The sequence below is a fragment of the Providencia sp. wls1916 genome (genome assembly GCF_009706585.1).
Taxonomy (GTDB): domain Bacteria; phylum Pseudomonadota; class Gammaproteobacteria; order Enterobacterales; family Enterobacteriaceae; genus Providencia; species Providencia lanzhouensis.
The window spans coordinates 1-16,038 of the sequence record NZ_WLUL01000003.1 but is presented as its reverse complement, the minus strand read 5'-3'; the positions used below and the strand labels follow the sequence as shown (position 1 = coordinate 16,038).

Below are 16,038 nucleotides of genomic sequence, written 5' to 3'. Positions count from 1 at the left end.
GGTCTTTTCCTCAGATTGCCAGTTCTTTATTTAATACCAGAGACAGCAGCGCTTGGCGCGCGTAGATCCCATTCCCTGCTTGCTGGAAGTAATAAGCGTAAGGGGTGCTATCCACATCCACGGTAATTTCATCGATACGCGGAAGCGGGTGCAGCACTTTTAAATTATCTTTGGCACTGTGCAGGTCTTGAGCGCGCAGAATAAATTGTGCTTTGACGTTGGCATATTCTGATGGGTCTAAACGCTCTTTTTGGACGCGAGTCATATACAGAATATCCACTTCAGGGATCACTTCATCGACATTGTTATGCAGGCTGTAAGTCGCCCCTTTTTCATCCAGAATATTTAGGATATGAGCTGGCATCGACAACACTTCAGGGGAAATAAAGTAGAAGTGATTACCTTCAAACTTCGATAGCGCTTGAGTCAGTGAATGCACCGTTCTGCCATATTTCAGGTCACCGACCATCGCGATTTTCAGGTTCTCTAAGCGGCCTTGAGTTTCTTGGATAGTAAACAGGTCTAACAGGGTTTGGGTAGGATGTTGGTTAGAGCCATCCCCTGCGTTGATAATCGGAACGGAACCTGAGAATTGGCTGGCTAAACGCGCGGCACCTTCTTGTGGGTGGCGCATCACAATCGCATCAACATACTGGCTGATAACGGAAATGGTGTCTGCAAGCGTCTCGCCTTTCTTACCTAATGAGGTGTTGGCGCTATCAGAGAAGCCGACGACAGATGCCCCTAAACGATGAATGGCGGTTTCGAATGACAGACGGGTACGCGTCGATGCTTCGAAGAAACAGCTGGCGATAACTTTATGCTTCAGAAACTCAGGTTGAGGCTGCTGTTTTAATGAAGCTGCCACCTTAAGGACTAATTCAAGGTCAGTTTTATCTAAATCGTTAATTGAGATTATGTCGCGGTGATATAACGGATTCGGCATCGTGATTCTCCTGTATCAGCAAGACTTGCTATCTAGTAGGCCAAAAAAAAGCCCCTCAATGAGGGGCTTTTTTATCAATACGGCGGGGAAAAACAGGCTGTCCTGACCGCGTGATGGCAGTGCGGTGTCGGTGTTCTCTTTCAAAAATAGAGCAGCAGCGTTCATGGTTTCTCCCGGCAAATTGTGGCGCATTATACGCGTGTGGCACAATGACGCAAGCGTTTGCTAACAGAAAAATGGAATTTTTTGTTTTTAGCATATGTTGACATATGTATGAGTGGGCATATACTCAACATATGTTTATTCTTTCGGCATTTAAGGAGGAATTATGGTAACTAAAATTGTTGCTGTATTTAAAAATGGTAATAATCGCGCAGTTCGTTTACCTAAAGATATTGATTTTGAAGGTGTAAATGAATTAGAGATTAGTCGTGAAGGGAATCGTATTATTCTTCGTCCAGTTAAACCTAATTGGCTATCACTAAGAGATGAAGATAAAGCAGACAAAGATTTCTTACTTGAACGTGAAGACGTGATTGAAGATGGAAGGATAGTTTTGTGACAAAACTCTACATGCTTGATACCAATATTTGCTCTTTCATTATGAGAGAGCAACCCATGTATCTACTACAGAAACTGCAAGATTGTGTTATGCATCGACATTCTATTGTTATATCTGCGATTACTTACTCAGAAATGCGCTTTGGTGCAATAGGTAAGAAAGCCTCGCCTAAGCATAATTTTTTAGTCGATGCATTTTGTGAGCGTCTTGATGGGATTCTCGCTTGGGATAAAGATGCGATTGATGCAACAACTGCAATTAAGAAAGCATTAACCGAAGCAGGAACGCCTATTGGAAATAATGACACTGCAATAGCCGGTCATGCATTAGCAACTAACTCTATATTGGTAACTAACAATACCCGAGAGTTTTCTCGAGTTTTGGGATTGAAACTAGAAGATTGGTTGCAGCCATAATTATTAAATTAGTGTTTAATTTATTGGATATAGCCATTACGTTTATAAAGCCCATTTAGGGCTTTGTTTTTATATTATCTTTTCGCTACTTACCTCTGCCCCAATCTCTTTGCCACTTTCTCCAATTTCATCATCAACAACAGTGTGATCGCGACTAGAACGATGGTCAGTGCGGAGCCGTCGGCGATATTTCCGCGATCAGTAAGGCTGAAAATTGACACTGGCAACGTTGCCCAGCCAGGGGGATACAGCATCATTGTGGCGCCCAACTCGCCGAGGGACAAAGACAGACTCAAGGCGATAGCGGAAATCATCCACGGCATCAACAGCGGTAGGGTGACATGGCACAGGCGATACCACGGGGAAGCGCCTAAACTGAATGCCACATTCTCAATGTCCGCGGAAATACGGGTTAATCCTGTAGAGACATTGCTGAAGGTGAACGCTGAAATCAGAACAAAATGGGCGGAAAAAACAATCCAGAAAGTGCCGTTCATCTGCAAATAGCCTTGGCTAAATGCCACTAAGATCCCTAATCCAATCGATACCGAAGGAATGGCACTCGGTAAATAGAACGCGATACCCAGATATTTTTGTACTCTGGCACTATGGCGACGTAAAGCAAGGGCTGCCCACAGACCGCAAAACAGTGCAAACAAACTGGCACAAAAGCCGATAATCAGGCTGGATAGAATTGCTTCCCATGCAGGTCCTTGAAACGCATTCACAAAATGTTCGAAGGTAAAACCGGAGGGTAAAATACCGTTCCATTGTCGGCTAAAGCTGGACATTAAAATCATCACTAATGGCAGCAAAAACAAGCAAGAAAACAGCGTGATGGCGATGGCGGTTGAAATGGCTCGCCCAGTTTTAGACCAAATTAACATGGTTATTTTTTCACTCCGAAGCGGGTTGTTGCCATGCGATATAGGCTAAATAGCCCCACAGACAGCAGAATATTAATTAGCGCTATCATGCACGCGACGCTGTAATCAGATTCTAGAATCGCTTTGCTGTAGACCATCATCGGCAAGGTATTCACCCCTTTTGCCCCAATAAACAGCACGATGCCAAATTCGTTGGTGGTCAGCAGCAAACATAAGCTGCCACCTGCGAGTAATGCAGGAAGTGCCGCCGGAAAAATCACTTGGCTGATCACGCGGGCAGGGGGCGCCCCTAAAATGCTGGCGGCTTCTAACTGGCTTTTATCGATTTGGCGTAGTGCCGCCATAAGAGGGCGCATCACGAGCGGAGTAAAGACGGTGATCTCCGCCAAAATCACGCCATTAATCGAGTACAAAAAGTCCACGGGGGGCAGTTCAAAATCAAACAGTGCCATTAATGTGCCATTAAGTAACCCCGCCGAACCATAAATAAAGGTAAACGCGAGAGTGATCAGAAAAGTCGGGAGTGCGATAAAAGTATCAATGACTTGGGTAATAAAACGGCTTCCGGGAAAAGGAATAAACACCAGAATCAGGGAGAGAACCGAGCCAAGTACCAAGCAACCTAGAGTGGCAAAAAAGGCAATTTGTAGTGTATTGAATAGCCCGCTAATAAACCGGCGAGATTCAATCACTTGCCAGAATGTTTCTAAGCTTACGCCGCCAGTGGGACTTTGAATGGCTTGCTCACCAATCAGCATCAGTGGGTAAAAAAATAACGTCGCTAAAACGAGCAGCGGTGGCGCTATCCAATAAAACGGCTTTAGGTTTATGGATGATGGCTTAGACAGGTTGATAGCCGACATATTATTCCTCAATCAACACAGTATCGGAGGGAGAAAACCACAGCGTGAGTTTATCCCCTGCTTGCGGTAACGGGGATAAATGGGTGACAGCGACCGTCACCTTTTCCCCAGCCACATCACACAATAAATGGGTAATATCCCCCTGCCAGCGGATAGATTGTAAGGTGGCGTGTAACTGGTTTGAGGTATCTGCTCGTGGGGTGAGGCTAATATGTTGCGGGCGAATACAGATTAATTTGCGGCTATTGTGCTGCATTCCTTGAGTTTGCGCTTCAATAAGCGTACCGCCACAGCTCACACTGACTTGGGAAGGCATGGAGGAAAAGCCCAAGGCAGTTGCCGACAGAATATTGGCACGGCCTAAAAACTCGGCGGCAAAGCGGTTTGGTGGGCGATGGTACAGGGCATTTTTCTCCCCGTGTGCCACCAAATAGCCATTTTTCATGATGCCAATTTTATCCCCTAACGCGAGCGCTTCAGTTTGGTCATGGGTGACGTACAAAATGGTCAGCTCAGGTAATTCGCGGTGCAGCCTTGCAATCTCTTCCACCATATTATGGCGAATTTGCGCATCGAGAGCAGATAGCGGCTCATCGAGTAAAAGTACTCGTGGGCGAACAGCTATAGCGCGGGCGATGGCAACACGCTGCTGCTGTCCACCGGATAACTGATGCGGGTAGCGGGAGGCATAGTCGCTCATACCGACAATGTTTAATGCCTCTGCCACGCGCTCTTTGATCAGCGCTTTAGGCTGTTTTTGGGCGCGTAAGCCAAAAGCAACATTATCTTCCACTTTCATATGGGGGAAGAGGGCATAGTTTTGTACTACCATGCCCAGCCCCCGTTGATATGGGGGAAGGTGGGTGATGTCCGTATCACCCATTAAAATGCGTCCACTATCCGGTTGTGCAAAGCCTGCAATTGACCGTAACACGGTGGTTTTACCGGAGCCTGAAGGGCCAATCAACACTAGTATTTCGCCAGGTTCGATGGTCAGAGATAACGGCTTGAGTACCACATTGTTATGGTAAGAAACCCGCAGAGATTCCAGCACAATACCTGAATGGTCAGTGCGCTGGCTTGGTGTTTCTATTTTTCTTTTCATCAACATAACTCACTTACTCGCTTTCAGTCACTTTGTGCCAACGGGTAATATCGTTCGAAAGAGACACTTCTACATCGTCCCAATTCGGTTGCCATGTTTTGACGCCTTTGAGGATTTCAGTGGCTTTATGGAATTGCGGATCGTTTGGCGTCAAATCTGAGCGTACCGGCATTCCCCATGACAGTTCACTAACGTGGCTTTGGGCTTGTTTGTCTAACAGAAAGTTAATCAGCTTTTTGCCATTTTCAGTTTCAGGACCGTTATTGACTAAGCCCACAACGTAAGGCAGAACCAGCGCGCTGCGTTCGCCTTTTTCATCGGCTGGCCAAAAGATTTTCACGTTCGGATTTCGTTCCATTTGAGAAAGGTTCATTTGCAAATCGCCGTTGGCGACGTACAGCTCGCCTTTGTTCACTAACGCGGTTAATTTCCCTGTTGAGGCGGATGGACCGACGTTGTTGGCTTGTAATTTACCGAGGTAATCAAAACCGGCTTTTTTGCCACCGAAGCTATGGAACACTTGCAGCATGACGGCGGTACCATCTCCCGCTTGTCCTGGTGTGGAATATTGCAGTTTATTTTTAAAACGGGCGTCGAGGAGTTCATTCCACGTTGCTGGTGGAGCTTTGAGCAGTTTGTCGTTATAGATAAAGGTCAGATAGTTATTCACGATGGGGGTGTAGTACTCCGTTGAATTAGGAATACTTACCGCGGCATCCGGTGTGAATTTTGCCAGTAATTCGGTTTTAGCGGCACGTTGGATAAACGGGGGAACAGTGACGAGCACATCCGCTTGTGGGTTAGTGCGTTCTTTGGCTAAACGCTCAACGATAGCACCGGAGCCGCCTTCGACGTACTGCACTTTAATCCCTGTTTGCTGGGTAAAAGCATCAAACTGCGCTTGATACCAGCTGTTATTGCCATCATGAAGACCATCTGCGGAGTAAACCGTGACGACAGGGGCGGCAAAAATCGAGGTAGAGCCTAGGGCGGCAAGGAGTAACACAGCAAGAGGGGTAGGCTTCATTTTACGTTTCATCTCCAGTTCTCCAGTTAGTCGTTAAAGTTATCTGGTATATACCAGTGTTTTTACGCTAACGGGTTTATGTGACAGAAAAATGAAATCTACCGAGAAAGCAAAAATTTATTTTTGAAGTGGAAGTTAGAGGGTATCGACCTCGATGCGTAGGCTATCATGACGCCAATATTCCACATCATAATCCAGAATTCGCCCGTGTTGATCGTAGTTTAAACGTTGCAATAGCAGGGCTGGGCGCCCGACTGCAACCCCTAATGCGCTGGCCGCCTGCGGTGGCATGGCAGTGGGATAAAACGATAAGTGCATGCTGGTGTAAATCAAATCATATTGCTGCTCATACACTTCGGTGAGGCTGCCATTCAGGTCATGGCTTAATAGCTCCGGTACACGAGCGGGAAGACAGTGGTTTTCGCTGTAGCAGACGGGGCGATCGTCTGCATAACGCAGGCGAGTGAGTAGGTAGATTTGTTCGAAAGGCTGCAATTGCAGTGGCGTCATGGCTTCGACAGGCACGGTGACAACTTTCCCTTCTAACAGCTTAGTTTTGGGCTGGCGACCTTGTTCTAAACACAGTTTATGGAAGTTGGTATTTTGCGTTGGGTCGAGCCATAAACGCTCGGGAGTCACAAACCAGCCTCGGCGCTCAGAACGGTAAATTGCACCGCTAGATTCTAACTGTGCCAAGCTTTCTCGAATAGTGACACGAGTGGTATTGAAGATGGCACACAGTTCGCGCTCAGAGGGCAGTTTATCGCCACTTTTCAGCGCGCCGCTCTGAATTCTTGCTTGTAATTGAGCTTTGATAAGAAGGTACTGTGGCTGTTCATCCATCGATAATGTATCCGTTTTTCGTCGCAAAATTTTTTATCCATTATACACGCCAATATGAATTTTTTGTTGCAGGGCGTCTTTTCCTTTGACCTTCTTGTTCATCTGCCGTCATTATAATATCAATCTGGTATAGACCAATGGTGAATTTAAATGACAATGAATCAATATCTGCTGTTAACACCGGGACCTTTGACCACGTCGCAAACCGTGAAAGAGGCGATGCTGTTTGATAGCTGCACATGGGACGATGATTACAACTTAGAGGTAGTGCAACGTATTCGCCAACAGCTAGTTGAATTAGCGACAATCCAAACGGGGTATACCAGCGTATTACTCCAAGGGAGTGGGAGCTACGCCGTGGAAGCGGTGCTGGGATCGGTACTCGCACCACAAGATAAAATCCTGATTGTCAGCAATGGCGCTTATGGGGCGCGAATGGCAGAAATGGCGCAGTTAATGGGCATTTCACACCATGTTTATGATTGCGGTGAAGTGGCTAAGCCCGATGTGGCAGTGATTGAGCAGCTTCTACAGCAAGATAGCCAAATCAGTCATATTGCGATGGTGCACTGTGAAACCACCACCGGTATTTTAAACCCGATAGAGCAAGTGGCGGTATTAGCCAAGCGCTATCAAAAACGCTATATCGTGGATGCGATGAGCAGTTTCGGGGGGATCCCACTGGATGTGGGGGCACTGAATATTGATTTTCTGATCAGCTCGGCCAACAAATGTATCCAAGGGGTTCCGGGGTTTGGGTTTGTGATAGCGCGTACCAGTGAACTGGAAAAATGTGCAGGGCGCTCGTATTCTTTATCCCTTGACCTGTATGCACAATGGCGCTGCATGGAGCAATTTCATGGGAAATGGCGCTTTACTTCCCCAACTCACACGGTGCTGGCTTTCGCTCAAGCACTGAAAGAGCTAGCTCAAGAAGGTGGAGTGAGCGCCCGTTTCCAGCGTTATCAGCAAAATCAGCGCAAGCTGGTGGAAGGTATGCGCCAGTTAGGATTTCGTACATTATTAGACGATAGTCAACAATCGCCGATTATCACGGCATTTTATTCGCCAGATGCCGAAGATTATCAATTTAACCAATTTTATCAGCAGCTCAAAGCCCAAGGGTTTGTGATCTATCCGGGGAAAGTCTCAAAGAGTGATTGTTTCCGTATTGGCAATATTGGGGAAGTGTATCCGCACAATATTGATGCGCTATTGGTGGCAATTAAGAATGCGATGTATTGGAAAAATAAGGATTAATCATGAACCGTATTGAAGCTGTTATATTGGATTGGGCAGGAACGACGGTGGATTTTGGCTCTTTTGCACCGACGCAAATTTTTATCGAAGCATTTAAAGTCGCGTTTGATATGGATATTACACTGGCGCAAGCTCGTATCCCGATGGGATTAGGAAAATGGCAACATATTGAAGCGTTAGGAAAATTACCAGAGATTGATGCCATGTGGCAGGCAAAGTTTGGACGCTCAATGACCAGCGAAGATATCGATGCTATCTACCAAACGTTTATGCCGTTACAGATTGCCAAAGTTGTCGATTTTGCAGCGCTAATCGACGGAGTTGTCAGCACGATTGTAACGCTGCGTGAGCAGGGGATCAAAATAGGCTCTTGTTCAGGTTACCCAAGGGCGGTGATGGAAAAGCTGGTTCCGGCAGCCGCTAAATTGGGGTATCAGCCCGATTGCTGGATTGCCAGTGATGACCTAGCGGCTGGCGGACGTCCGGGGCCGTGGATGGCGCTGCAAAATGTGATTGAACTGTCGGTCAATTCCGTCTCCCATTGTGTGAAGGTGGATGATGCAGTGCCGGGCATTGAAGAGGGACGTAATGCGGGAATGTGGAGTATTGGTCTGGCTATTTCGGGTAATGAATTTGGTAAAACATGGGATGAATATCAAGGTATGAGCCAAGAAGAAATTTCCCCATTACGCCAGCAGGCTGCGGATAAACTGTATGCAGCGGGAGCCCATTATGTGATTGATACGCTGGCGGATCTTCCTCATGTGATTGATGAAATCAACGTGAGATTGGCAAACGGAGAAAGACCGTAGCGAGACTTAAGTCTCCATTCAAACTGACCAAGTAGGGGGTCTACTTGGTCGGTAGATTTAGAATATATTTATCGGTAATTCAGGCGCAATTGTCGCTACCATTACCGCTTTAATGGTGTGCAGGCGGTTTTCCGCTTGGTCGAAAACGATACTGTAAGGGGATTCAAACACCTCTTCCGTCACTTCCAGCCCGCCATAAAGATTAAACTCTTTGGCAAGCTGAGCGCCTAATGTGGTGTCTTCATTATGAAATGCTGGCAGGCAGTGTAAGAATTTCACCTCTGGGTTGCCAGTTAGTTTGACCACGTCCATATTCACTTGGTACGGTTTCATTAAGGCAATGCGCTGAGCCCACACTTCCTTCGGTTCTCCCATCGAAACCCAGACATCGGTATACAGAAAATCAGCGTCTTTAACGCCTTCAGCCACGTTTTCAGTCAGAATAATTTTTCCGCCGGTGGTTTTGGCTATTTTCTGGCACTCTTCAATTAATTCAGCCTCTGGCCAACAGCTTTTTGGTGCCACTAAACGCAGCTCCATCCCCGTGAGGGCGGCGGCTTCTAGCATCGAATTTCCCATATTGTTACGCGCATCCCCGAGGTAGGCGAATTTGATGTCAGAAAGCGGTGTGTTGGGCTTATGTTCTTGAATGGTAAGCAAATCGGCTAATAACTGTGTGGGATGGAATTCGTTAGTTAATCCATTCCAGACAGGCACTCCCGCATGCTGCGCTAATGTTTCGACGGTGCTTTGCGCGTAACCCCGATATTGCACACCATCGTACATCCGCCCCAGCACTCTGGCGGTATCTTTCATGGTCTCTTTGTGCCCAATCTGGCTGCCTGATGGTCCAAGATAGGTGACTCTCGCCCCTTGATCGAAAGCGCCGACTTCAAATGCGCAGCGCGTCCGTGTTGAATCTTTCTCGAAGATCAGCGCAAAATTCTTACCCGATAATAAAGGTGGCTCAGTGCCAGATTTTTTGGCTAATTTTAGCCAAGCGGAGAGTTTTAATAATGCATGAATATCGTTAGAGGTAAAATCCAATAGTCTTAAAAAATGCTTTCCATGTAGGGAGTTCATAAATCACAGCCTTTTATAATTGAATTAATATTCAATTTATATTCATAAAAATTCAAAATCAACCCCTCATGCAAAAGAAATTATTTTATTAGGTATGGTTTCACCCTCGACCCTATGGGAGAATGAGCCGGAGACTAATACCACGGAACAAGGGGTGTGGAGATGGTAGATAAAGCTGAATTTGATGCGCAGTACGAAGAAACTCGCCTGATCATTGAAGAGTTACTGGAAGATGGAAGTGATCCTGATGCGCTGTACGCGATTGAGCATCACTTCTCTGCGGACAATTTTGAATTGTTAGAAAAAGCGGCTGTTGAAGCATTCAAACTGGGTTATGAAGTGACTGATGCGGAAGAACTGGAAATTGAAACCGGTGAAACCTTGATGTGTTGCGATGTGATCAGCGAAAGTGCGTTAAATGCAGAATTGATCGACGCGCAAGTTGAGCAGTTAATGAAATTAGCAGAAAAAATCGGTGTGAACTACGATGGTTGGGGCACCTATTTTGAAGATCCAGACGCAGAATATGATGATGAAGACGGTGACGACGAAGGGGACGATGAGTCCGAAAATCGCGTTCACTAATTGATTTTTCAAATTTCAATAGCGGGTAATATCGCTGAATTGAAAGATAAGAAAGCACTGATTGAGAATATCGTCAGTGCTTTTTTGTTTTATATCAAGATGCTAACTCTTTCACCATATAGTGCCAGCCGTAAATATCCATATAGCGTAATGTCGTGCGAGAGGTTTCATACTTTTCATCGATATAGCCACGGCGCAAATAAAGCTCTCTTGCCTTGGTATTCAAATCAGATACATACAAAGAAACTCGGGTGAGCTTGGGATCTGCGGCTGCTTGGGTTTCAATGTGATCTAACACGCGATTACCAATTCCCATACCTCGCAACTTATTATCGACACATAAGTAAGAAAGATAGGCTGTGTCTGCTCTTGGTTTGTGTACAAATAACTGGAAAATGCGCCAAATTTTCATAAAGCGGAAAAAACCTGCTTTACGCAGAATCTGTATTAATGGCACGGGGGTAGGTGCTTGTTCTTGAATGCGTTTTACGCCGTAAGTCATGCCATAAACGGCGACTAGCTTGCCATTTAATTTAACCTGAAAGTGTCTATCATAGAGGTCACTCAGACCGCGTTGCCAAAATAGAGATAACACCCCCTGACGCTGGGCTTCTGGCATATCGTGAATGGTTTTAAATTTAGAAGAAAAGGCTTCATAAAATAGCGTGTTAGCACTATCAATGTTTGCTTCCTCTAAAGGTTCAATGACGAGCGGCTCGTTATTGATCATTGAGTTCATCATCATGATTTCACCAATAAAGGGTCTGTGTGCTCAAGCGTAAATATCATCTCAGGGGAGTTCTCTTGAAAAGCATTGAGTTGCCAGTTGCCATAGAGATGACGAATCTTTAAATCGCAAGATTCAAGGGCCTGAGTAATGTCGCTGAGTGTCGGAAAGGCAATATCCGATTCAGCGCGGAATATCGAGCCACTCTCACCTTGTTGGTAGAATGTTTGATAGCGAACAATGCCATTTTGTTCGGCAACATCATTCCAAAGAATGATTTCGCCAAATTCTTGGGTCGAGAGTGATTCACGAGATAATTCAGGTGTCCACTCTCTCCACTCTTCAACCGTGGGATTGCGGCTATCAAATACAATCGTGCCATCAGCGGTGAGATGTCGCTGCATGGTTTGCAATGCGGCAATACGCTGTTCTTGAGTCAAAAAAACCTGAAAGGCGTGACCAGATAAAATGATCAAATCAAATTTTATGTCCAGACAGAGCGCCTCAGCCGTGCTGTTCACCCAACGAACGTGATTGGTTTTTTGTTGAGCAATATCCAACATCGCTTGCGCGGGATCGACACCGACCAACGTGGTGTGTGGATATTGCTCCGCAATGGCGGTGAGTAACGTGCCAGTACCGCAGCCTAAATCCAAAATATGAGACGCTGAAGAGGCTAGCTGAAGGTATGCCGCGTAGTCTGCCCGCTGCAAGCTGTTATCTAAATCATAGAAGCGAGCGAGCTTAGGATCTTCATAAAGGGCGTCTTCATACTGTGAGATCATTAGCTACAGTATCCTTTTATTGGGAGCGGGGACTACAGCGCTTTTAGCATGCGAATTTCGCAGTCACTATGGCCAGTATTGCCTAATGGTTCGTCGATAAAATCGAAGCCCAGTTTTTCATACAGTTTAATGGCGGCTTGTAGCTCTTTGGTGGTTTCTAAGTAACAGCGGGTATAGCCTTGCTGCTTAGCAAATTCTAAAGACATTAAAACGATTTGCTTGGCTAAACCCTTTCCACGCAGCACAGAAGAGAGATACATTTTTTGTAATTCAGCAGTATGTTCATCACCACCAGCGACTTGTGAAATGCCGCCACCGCCAACCACGTTACCGTCCATTTCCACCACCCAGTACGCGCTACGTGGCTTGCTATACACTTCATACAACGTATCTAAAATAGGATCCGCGACCGCAAAACCTTTATCGGCAGTGAGCCCATGTTCAGCGGAAACTTCACGAATAACAGCGGCGATCCCTGGATTGTCTTGAGGTTGAATTAAACGAACTTGAACAGTTGAGGTTGTGCTTGTTGTCATAAGAATATCTCTTTTTATTTGCATTATTTATATTTTTAATTGCATCATTTGCTGGTGCAATAATTATGATATTGAGCATGTGATAAAGCTTTTCAACACCCAGATACAAAAAAGCCCTAACTCATCAATGACAAGTCAGGGCTAGAGATTTAAAGCTTAATGATTATAAAGAGGCGATGGTCACTTTTTGCGCTTCAATCTTCGCTTTCGCTTCGATATTTTCCGCTAAACGCGCACGCTCTTTCTCAACCACGGCAGCAGGAGCACGGCTCACAAAGCCTTCGTTTGCCAGCTTGCTTTCGATGGTATCAATTTCTTTCACCACTTTTTCCAGCTCTTTATCTAAACGAGCCAGCTCAGCGTCTTTATCAACCAGACCTGCCATTGGGATCAGCACTTCAGCGCCTGCCACTAATTTAGTCACAGAAACTGGGGCTTCTTCGCCTTCAGCCAGCACGCGAATGCTTGCTAAACGCGCCATTGAACGAAGGAAGTTTTCGTTCTCAGTCACACGGCGAGCAACATCCGCAGAGGTGCTACGCAGCATGACATCCAATGGTTTACCTGGCGCGATGTTCATTTCTGCACGAATATTACGTACAGCTACGATGGTTTCTTTAATCCACTCTAAATCGCTCAGAGCCAGCTCATCTACTTTCGCCACATCGAATTCTGGGAATGCTTGCAGCATGATGGTGTCAGCTTCAATACCTTTCACCACTTTCACGCGCTGCCAGATGGTTTCGGTGATAAATGGAATGATTGGGTGAGCCAGACGCAGTAAGCCTTCCAGTACTTCAATCAGGGTGAAGCGTGCCGCACGAACTTGGGCTTCATTACCTTTATGAACCGCAGGTTTAGACAGCTCTAAGTACCAGTCACAGAATTCATTCCATGTGAAATCATACAGAATACCCGCTGCGATATCGTAACGATGAGTATCTAACGCTTCACGGTACGCTTTCACGGTTTGGTTGAACTGCGCCATGATCCAGCGATCAGCCAATGAGAAGCTCATTTCGCCGCCGTTTTGACCGCAATCTTGACCTTCGGTATTCATCAGCACAAAGCGGCTCGCATTCCATAATTTATTACAGAAGTTACGGTAACCGGACAGACGTTTCATATCCCAGTTGATATCGCGACCCGTTGATGCCAGCGCCGCTAAAGTAAAGCGTAGGGCATCAGTACCGTGTGCTTCAATACCGTCTGGATACTCTTTACGAGTACGTTTAGCAATTTTCTCAGCCAGTTGTGGCTGCATCATGTTGCCAGTACGTTTTTCCAGTAAAGCTTCTAATGAAATACCGTCGATCATATCCAGCGGGTCGATAACGTTCCCTTTGGATTTAGACATTTTCTGACCTTCTTCATCGCGGATCAGACCTGTCATATACACGGTTTTAAATGGAACTTGTGGCTCGCCATTTTCATCTTTGATGAAATGCATGGTCATCATGATCATACGGGCAATCCAGAAGAAAATAATATCGAAGCCGCTGACTAATACATCCGTTGGATGGAAAGTTTTCAGCGCATCGGTATTTTCTGGCCAGCCTAAGGTTGAGAATGTCCACAGACCAGAAGAGAACCACGTATCTAATACGTCATCATCTTGACGCAGTGCCACATCGGCACCTAAGTTGTTTTCGCGGCGAACTTCATCTTCATCACGACCCACGTAAACATTGCCTTTGTCGTCATACCAAGCTGGAATACGGTGACCCCACCATAATTGACGAGAAATACACCAGTCTTGGATATCACGCATCCAAGAGAAATACATGTTTTCGTATTGGCGCGGAACGAATTGGATACGACCATCTTCAACGGCTTTGATAGCGTCTTTCGCTAAAGGCGCGGTGCGCACGTACCATTGGTCAGTCAGCATTGGCTCGATAACCACGCCACCACGGTCACCGTAAGGTACGGTTAAATCGTGAGGTTTGACTTCGACCAGTAAACCTAATTGTTCAAATTCAGCGACGATAGCTTTACGAGCTGCGAAACGCTCCATGCCACGGTAGGCTTCTGGAATTTCGCTGCTGTAATCGGTGCATGGGTTGCCGTTAGTGTCGAACACTTCCGCTTCATGACGAACGTTACCATCTAAGTCCATCATGTTGATCATGGTCAGTTGGTGACGTTTACCGACTTCGTAGTCGTTGAAGTCATGGGCTGGGGTGATTTTCACGCAGCCGGTGCCTTTTTCCATATCGGCGTGTTCGTCACCCACGATTGGAATACGGCGATTGACGATTGGCAGAATGATTTCTTTGCCAATTAAATCTTTATAACGTGGATCTTCAGGGTTAACAGCCACACCAGTATCACCCAGCATGGTTTCTGGACGTGTGGTCGCAACCACTAAATAGTCTTTCCCTTCAGCGGTTTTCGCGCCGTCAGCCAGCGGATAACGCAGGTGCCACATAGAACCTTTAACTTCGCGGTTTTCAACTTCCAGGTCAGAAATTGCGGTGTGCAGTTTCGGATCCCAGTTAACCAGACGCTTACCACGATAGATTAAGTTTTCTTTGTACATACGAACGAAAGCTTCTTTAACGGCTTTAGATAAGCCTTCGTCCATGGTGAAGCGTTCGCGATCCCAGTCAACGGAGTCGCCTAAACGGCGCATTTGTTGAGAGATAGTGCCGCCAGATTCTGCTTTCCATTCCCAGATTTTGTCGATGAACGCATCACGACCGTAGTCATGGCGGTTTTTACCTTCTTCAGCCGCAATTTTACGCTCAACCACCATTTGAGTTGCGATACCCGCGTGGTCAGTACCCGTCTGCCATAGGGTATTTTTCCCTTGCATACGCTGATAACGGATCATGGTATCCATAATGGTTTGTTGGAAGGCGTGACCCATATGCAGGCTACCCGTAACGTTCGGTGGTGGGATCACGACGCAGAAACTGTCTTTTGAGGTATCACCGTTCGGGCGGAAGTAACCGCTTTTTTCCCAGTGGGTATACAGGGACTGTTCGATTTCCGCTGGGTTATAAGTTTTATCGAGGGATGGCTCGATCATTGCGTTGTCTGGTTTCTTTTCCATTTTTATCTTTGTGTTCAGTAAGTTGGCGGCGTCGCCATGGTCAAATTGAAGCCGACGCTCCGGTAAATTTTATACCGGTCACGCGCCAACTGTTTTAAAGTTTCATCGATAGGCACGAAGTCTATCACTTCATGGAAAGCCGTTGCAAAATCTGCGAATTGGCTTTGTAAATTAATCAGGATATCGCGAGGTGTATTGCCGCGTTTATTTGGCCAGCAAATTTCGATCGGCGAACCATAACGAGGACCTTCCCCCGCCAAATTGTGAGGTACAAACTGGTGAGGATCCCGTTGCCAAAGCGCCTCATCCATTTTTTCAGCTTGCAGCTGATCCTCGCAGGCAATCAGAACGCGTTTTCCGTTGCGCCATGCCTCTGCAGCAAGTTCACAAGCGAGCCATTCGTGGGCTTCATATTCCGCTTGTGGGGAGGGCTGTTGGAGTTGGTAGAATGTACCTTTTTTCATATACCCGTCTGTACCCGTCATACTTCAATTTGTAGGGGTGTTGGCTGCGCTCTCTCGCCTCGGTCACATACTTATGTAT

General features: G+C 46.2%; 18 protein-coding genes. 5 read left to right on the top strand and 13 right to left on the bottom strand.

Going from position 1 to position 16,038, the window contains the following annotated elements:
- Nucleotides 1-10: 10 nt before the first annotated feature.
- Nucleotides 11-946: an aspartate carbamoyltransferase gene (gene pyrB, locus GKR61_RS00665; RefSeq protein ID WP_036949114.1), complete on the bottom strand. Its 936-nt coding sequence runs from the start codon at nt 944-946 to the stop codon at nt 11-13.
- 15 nt (nt 947-961) lie between these two features.
- Complete coding sequence (locus tag GKR61_RS17880) at nt 962-1,111, bottom strand: hypothetical protein (RefSeq protein WP_165906943.1); 150 nt, start codon at nt 1,109-1,111, stop codon at nt 962-964.
- 163 nt (nt 1,112-1,274) lie between these two features.
- Here GKR61_RS17880 and vapB point away from each other — a divergent pair, with 163 nt between their 5' ends.
- A complete protein-coding gene (gene vapB, locus GKR61_RS00660; protein WP_036949116.1) occupies nt 1,275-1,508 on the top strand; it encodes a type II toxin-antitoxin system VapB family antitoxin in 234 nt (77 codons plus the stop codon).
- Nucleotides 1,505-1,924: a type II toxin-antitoxin system VapC family toxin gene (locus tag GKR61_RS00655; RefSeq protein ID WP_036949118.1), complete on the top strand. Its 420-nt coding sequence runs from the start codon at nt 1,505-1,507 to the stop codon at nt 1,922-1,924. The genes vapB and GKR61_RS00655 overlap by 4 nt, the downstream gene beginning before the upstream one ends.
- Nucleotides 1,925-2,013: 89 nt before the next feature.
- Here GKR61_RS00655 and phnV read toward each other — a convergent pair whose 3' ends face one another.
- From phnV to phnR, 5 genes are all read right to left on the bottom strand, one after another.
- Complete coding sequence (gene phnV / locus GKR61_RS00650) at nt 2,014-2,811, bottom strand: 2-aminoethylphosphonate ABC transport system, membrane component PhnV (RefSeq protein WP_154599691.1); 798 nt, start codon at nt 2,809-2,811, stop codon at nt 2,014-2,016.
- Between the two features lie 2 nt (nt 2,812-2,813).
- Nucleotides 2,814-3,674, bottom strand: coding sequence for a 2-aminoethylphosphonate ABC transporter permease subunit (gene phnU, locus GKR61_RS00645; protein ID WP_108478838.1), 861 nt, complete (start codon nt 3,672-3,674; stop codon nt 2,814-2,816).
- Between the two features lies 1 nt (nt 3,675).
- The gene (phnT, locus tag GKR61_RS00640; RefSeq protein WP_154639479.1) at nt 3,676-4,785 is read right to left on the bottom strand and encodes a 2-aminoethylphosphonate ABC transport system ATP-binding subunit PhnT; all 1,110 of its coding nucleotides are present in this window, start codon (nt 4,783-4,785) and stop codon (nt 3,676-3,678) included.
- A gap of 7 nt (nt 4,786-4,792) precedes the next feature.
- The gene (phnS, locus tag GKR61_RS00635) at nt 4,793-5,806 is read right to left on the bottom strand and encodes a 2-aminoethylphosphonate ABC transporter substrate-binding protein (protein WP_154599731.1); all 1,014 of its coding nucleotides are present in this window, start codon (nt 5,804-5,806) and stop codon (nt 4,793-4,795) included.
- A gap of 135 nt (nt 5,807-5,941) precedes the next feature.
- Nucleotides 5,942-6,649, bottom strand: coding sequence for a phosphonate utilization transcriptional regulator PhnR (gene phnR / locus GKR61_RS00630; protein ID WP_036949129.1), 708 nt, complete (start codon nt 6,647-6,649; stop codon nt 5,942-5,944).
- Between the two features lie 150 nt (nt 6,650-6,799).
- Here phnR and phnW point away from each other — a divergent pair, with 150 nt between their 5' ends.
- Both phnW and phnX read left to right on the top strand, forming a co-directional pair.
- Nucleotides 6,800-7,909, top strand: a complete 1,110-nt coding sequence (phnW, locus tag GKR61_RS00625; RefSeq protein ID WP_154599689.1) for a 2-aminoethylphosphonate--pyruvate transaminase — start codon at nt 6,800-6,802, stop codon at nt 7,907-7,909.
- Between the two features lie 2 nt (nt 7,910-7,911).
- Nucleotides 7,912-8,721, top strand: a complete 810-nt coding sequence (gene phnX / locus GKR61_RS00620) for a phosphonoacetaldehyde hydrolase (RefSeq protein WP_154599688.1) — start codon at nt 7,912-7,914, stop codon at nt 8,719-8,721.
- A gap of 57 nt (nt 8,722-8,778) precedes the next feature.
- On the opposite strand, the gene argF is transcribed toward phnX, so the two are convergent.
- Nucleotides 8,779-9,804, bottom strand: a complete 1,026-nt coding sequence (gene argF, locus GKR61_RS00615) for an ornithine carbamoyltransferase (RefSeq protein WP_036949137.1) — start codon at nt 9,802-9,804, stop codon at nt 8,779-8,781.
- 162 nt (nt 9,805-9,966) lie between these two features.
- Here argF and rraB point away from each other — a divergent pair, with 162 nt between their 5' ends.
- Complete coding sequence (rraB, locus tag GKR61_RS00610; RefSeq protein WP_036949139.1) at nt 9,967-10,389, top strand: ribonuclease E inhibitor RraB; 423 nt, start codon at nt 9,967-9,969, stop codon at nt 10,387-10,389.
- Nucleotides 10,390-10,483: 94 nt separating this feature from the next.
- Here rraB and GKR61_RS17875 read toward each other — a convergent pair whose 3' ends face one another.
- From GKR61_RS17875 to GKR61_RS00585, 5 genes are all read right to left on the bottom strand, one after another.
- Nucleotides 10,484-11,134, bottom strand: coding sequence for a GNAT family N-acetyltransferase (locus GKR61_RS17875; RefSeq protein ID WP_036949142.1), 651 nt, complete (start codon nt 11,132-11,134; stop codon nt 10,484-10,486).
- Nucleotides 11,131-11,901 (bottom strand): class I SAM-dependent methyltransferase, encoded by a 771-nt coding sequence (locus GKR61_RS00600; protein ID WP_154599687.1) that lies wholly within the window; start codon nt 11,899-11,901, stop codon nt 11,131-11,133. Before GKR61_RS00600 ends, GKR61_RS17875 begins: the two co-directional genes overlap by 4 nt.
- A gap of 32 nt (nt 11,902-11,933) precedes the next feature.
- Nucleotides 11,934-12,437: a GNAT family N-acetyltransferase gene (locus GKR61_RS00595; protein WP_036949147.1), complete on the bottom strand. Its 504-nt coding sequence runs from the start codon at nt 12,435-12,437 to the stop codon at nt 11,934-11,936.
- Nucleotides 12,438-12,600: 163 nt separating this feature from the next.
- Entirely contained in the window at nt 12,601-15,471 is a 2,871-nt protein-coding gene (locus GKR61_RS00590) for a valine--tRNA ligase (protein WP_195848057.1), read from the bottom strand.
- Nucleotides 15,472-15,509: 38 nt separating this feature from the next.
- On the bottom strand, nt 15,510-15,959 hold the full coding sequence (locus tag GKR61_RS00585) for a DNA polymerase III subunit chi (protein WP_036949276.1): 450 nt from the start codon (nt 15,957-15,959) through the stop codon (nt 15,510-15,512).
- Nucleotides 15,960-16,038: the final 79 nt, after the last annotated feature.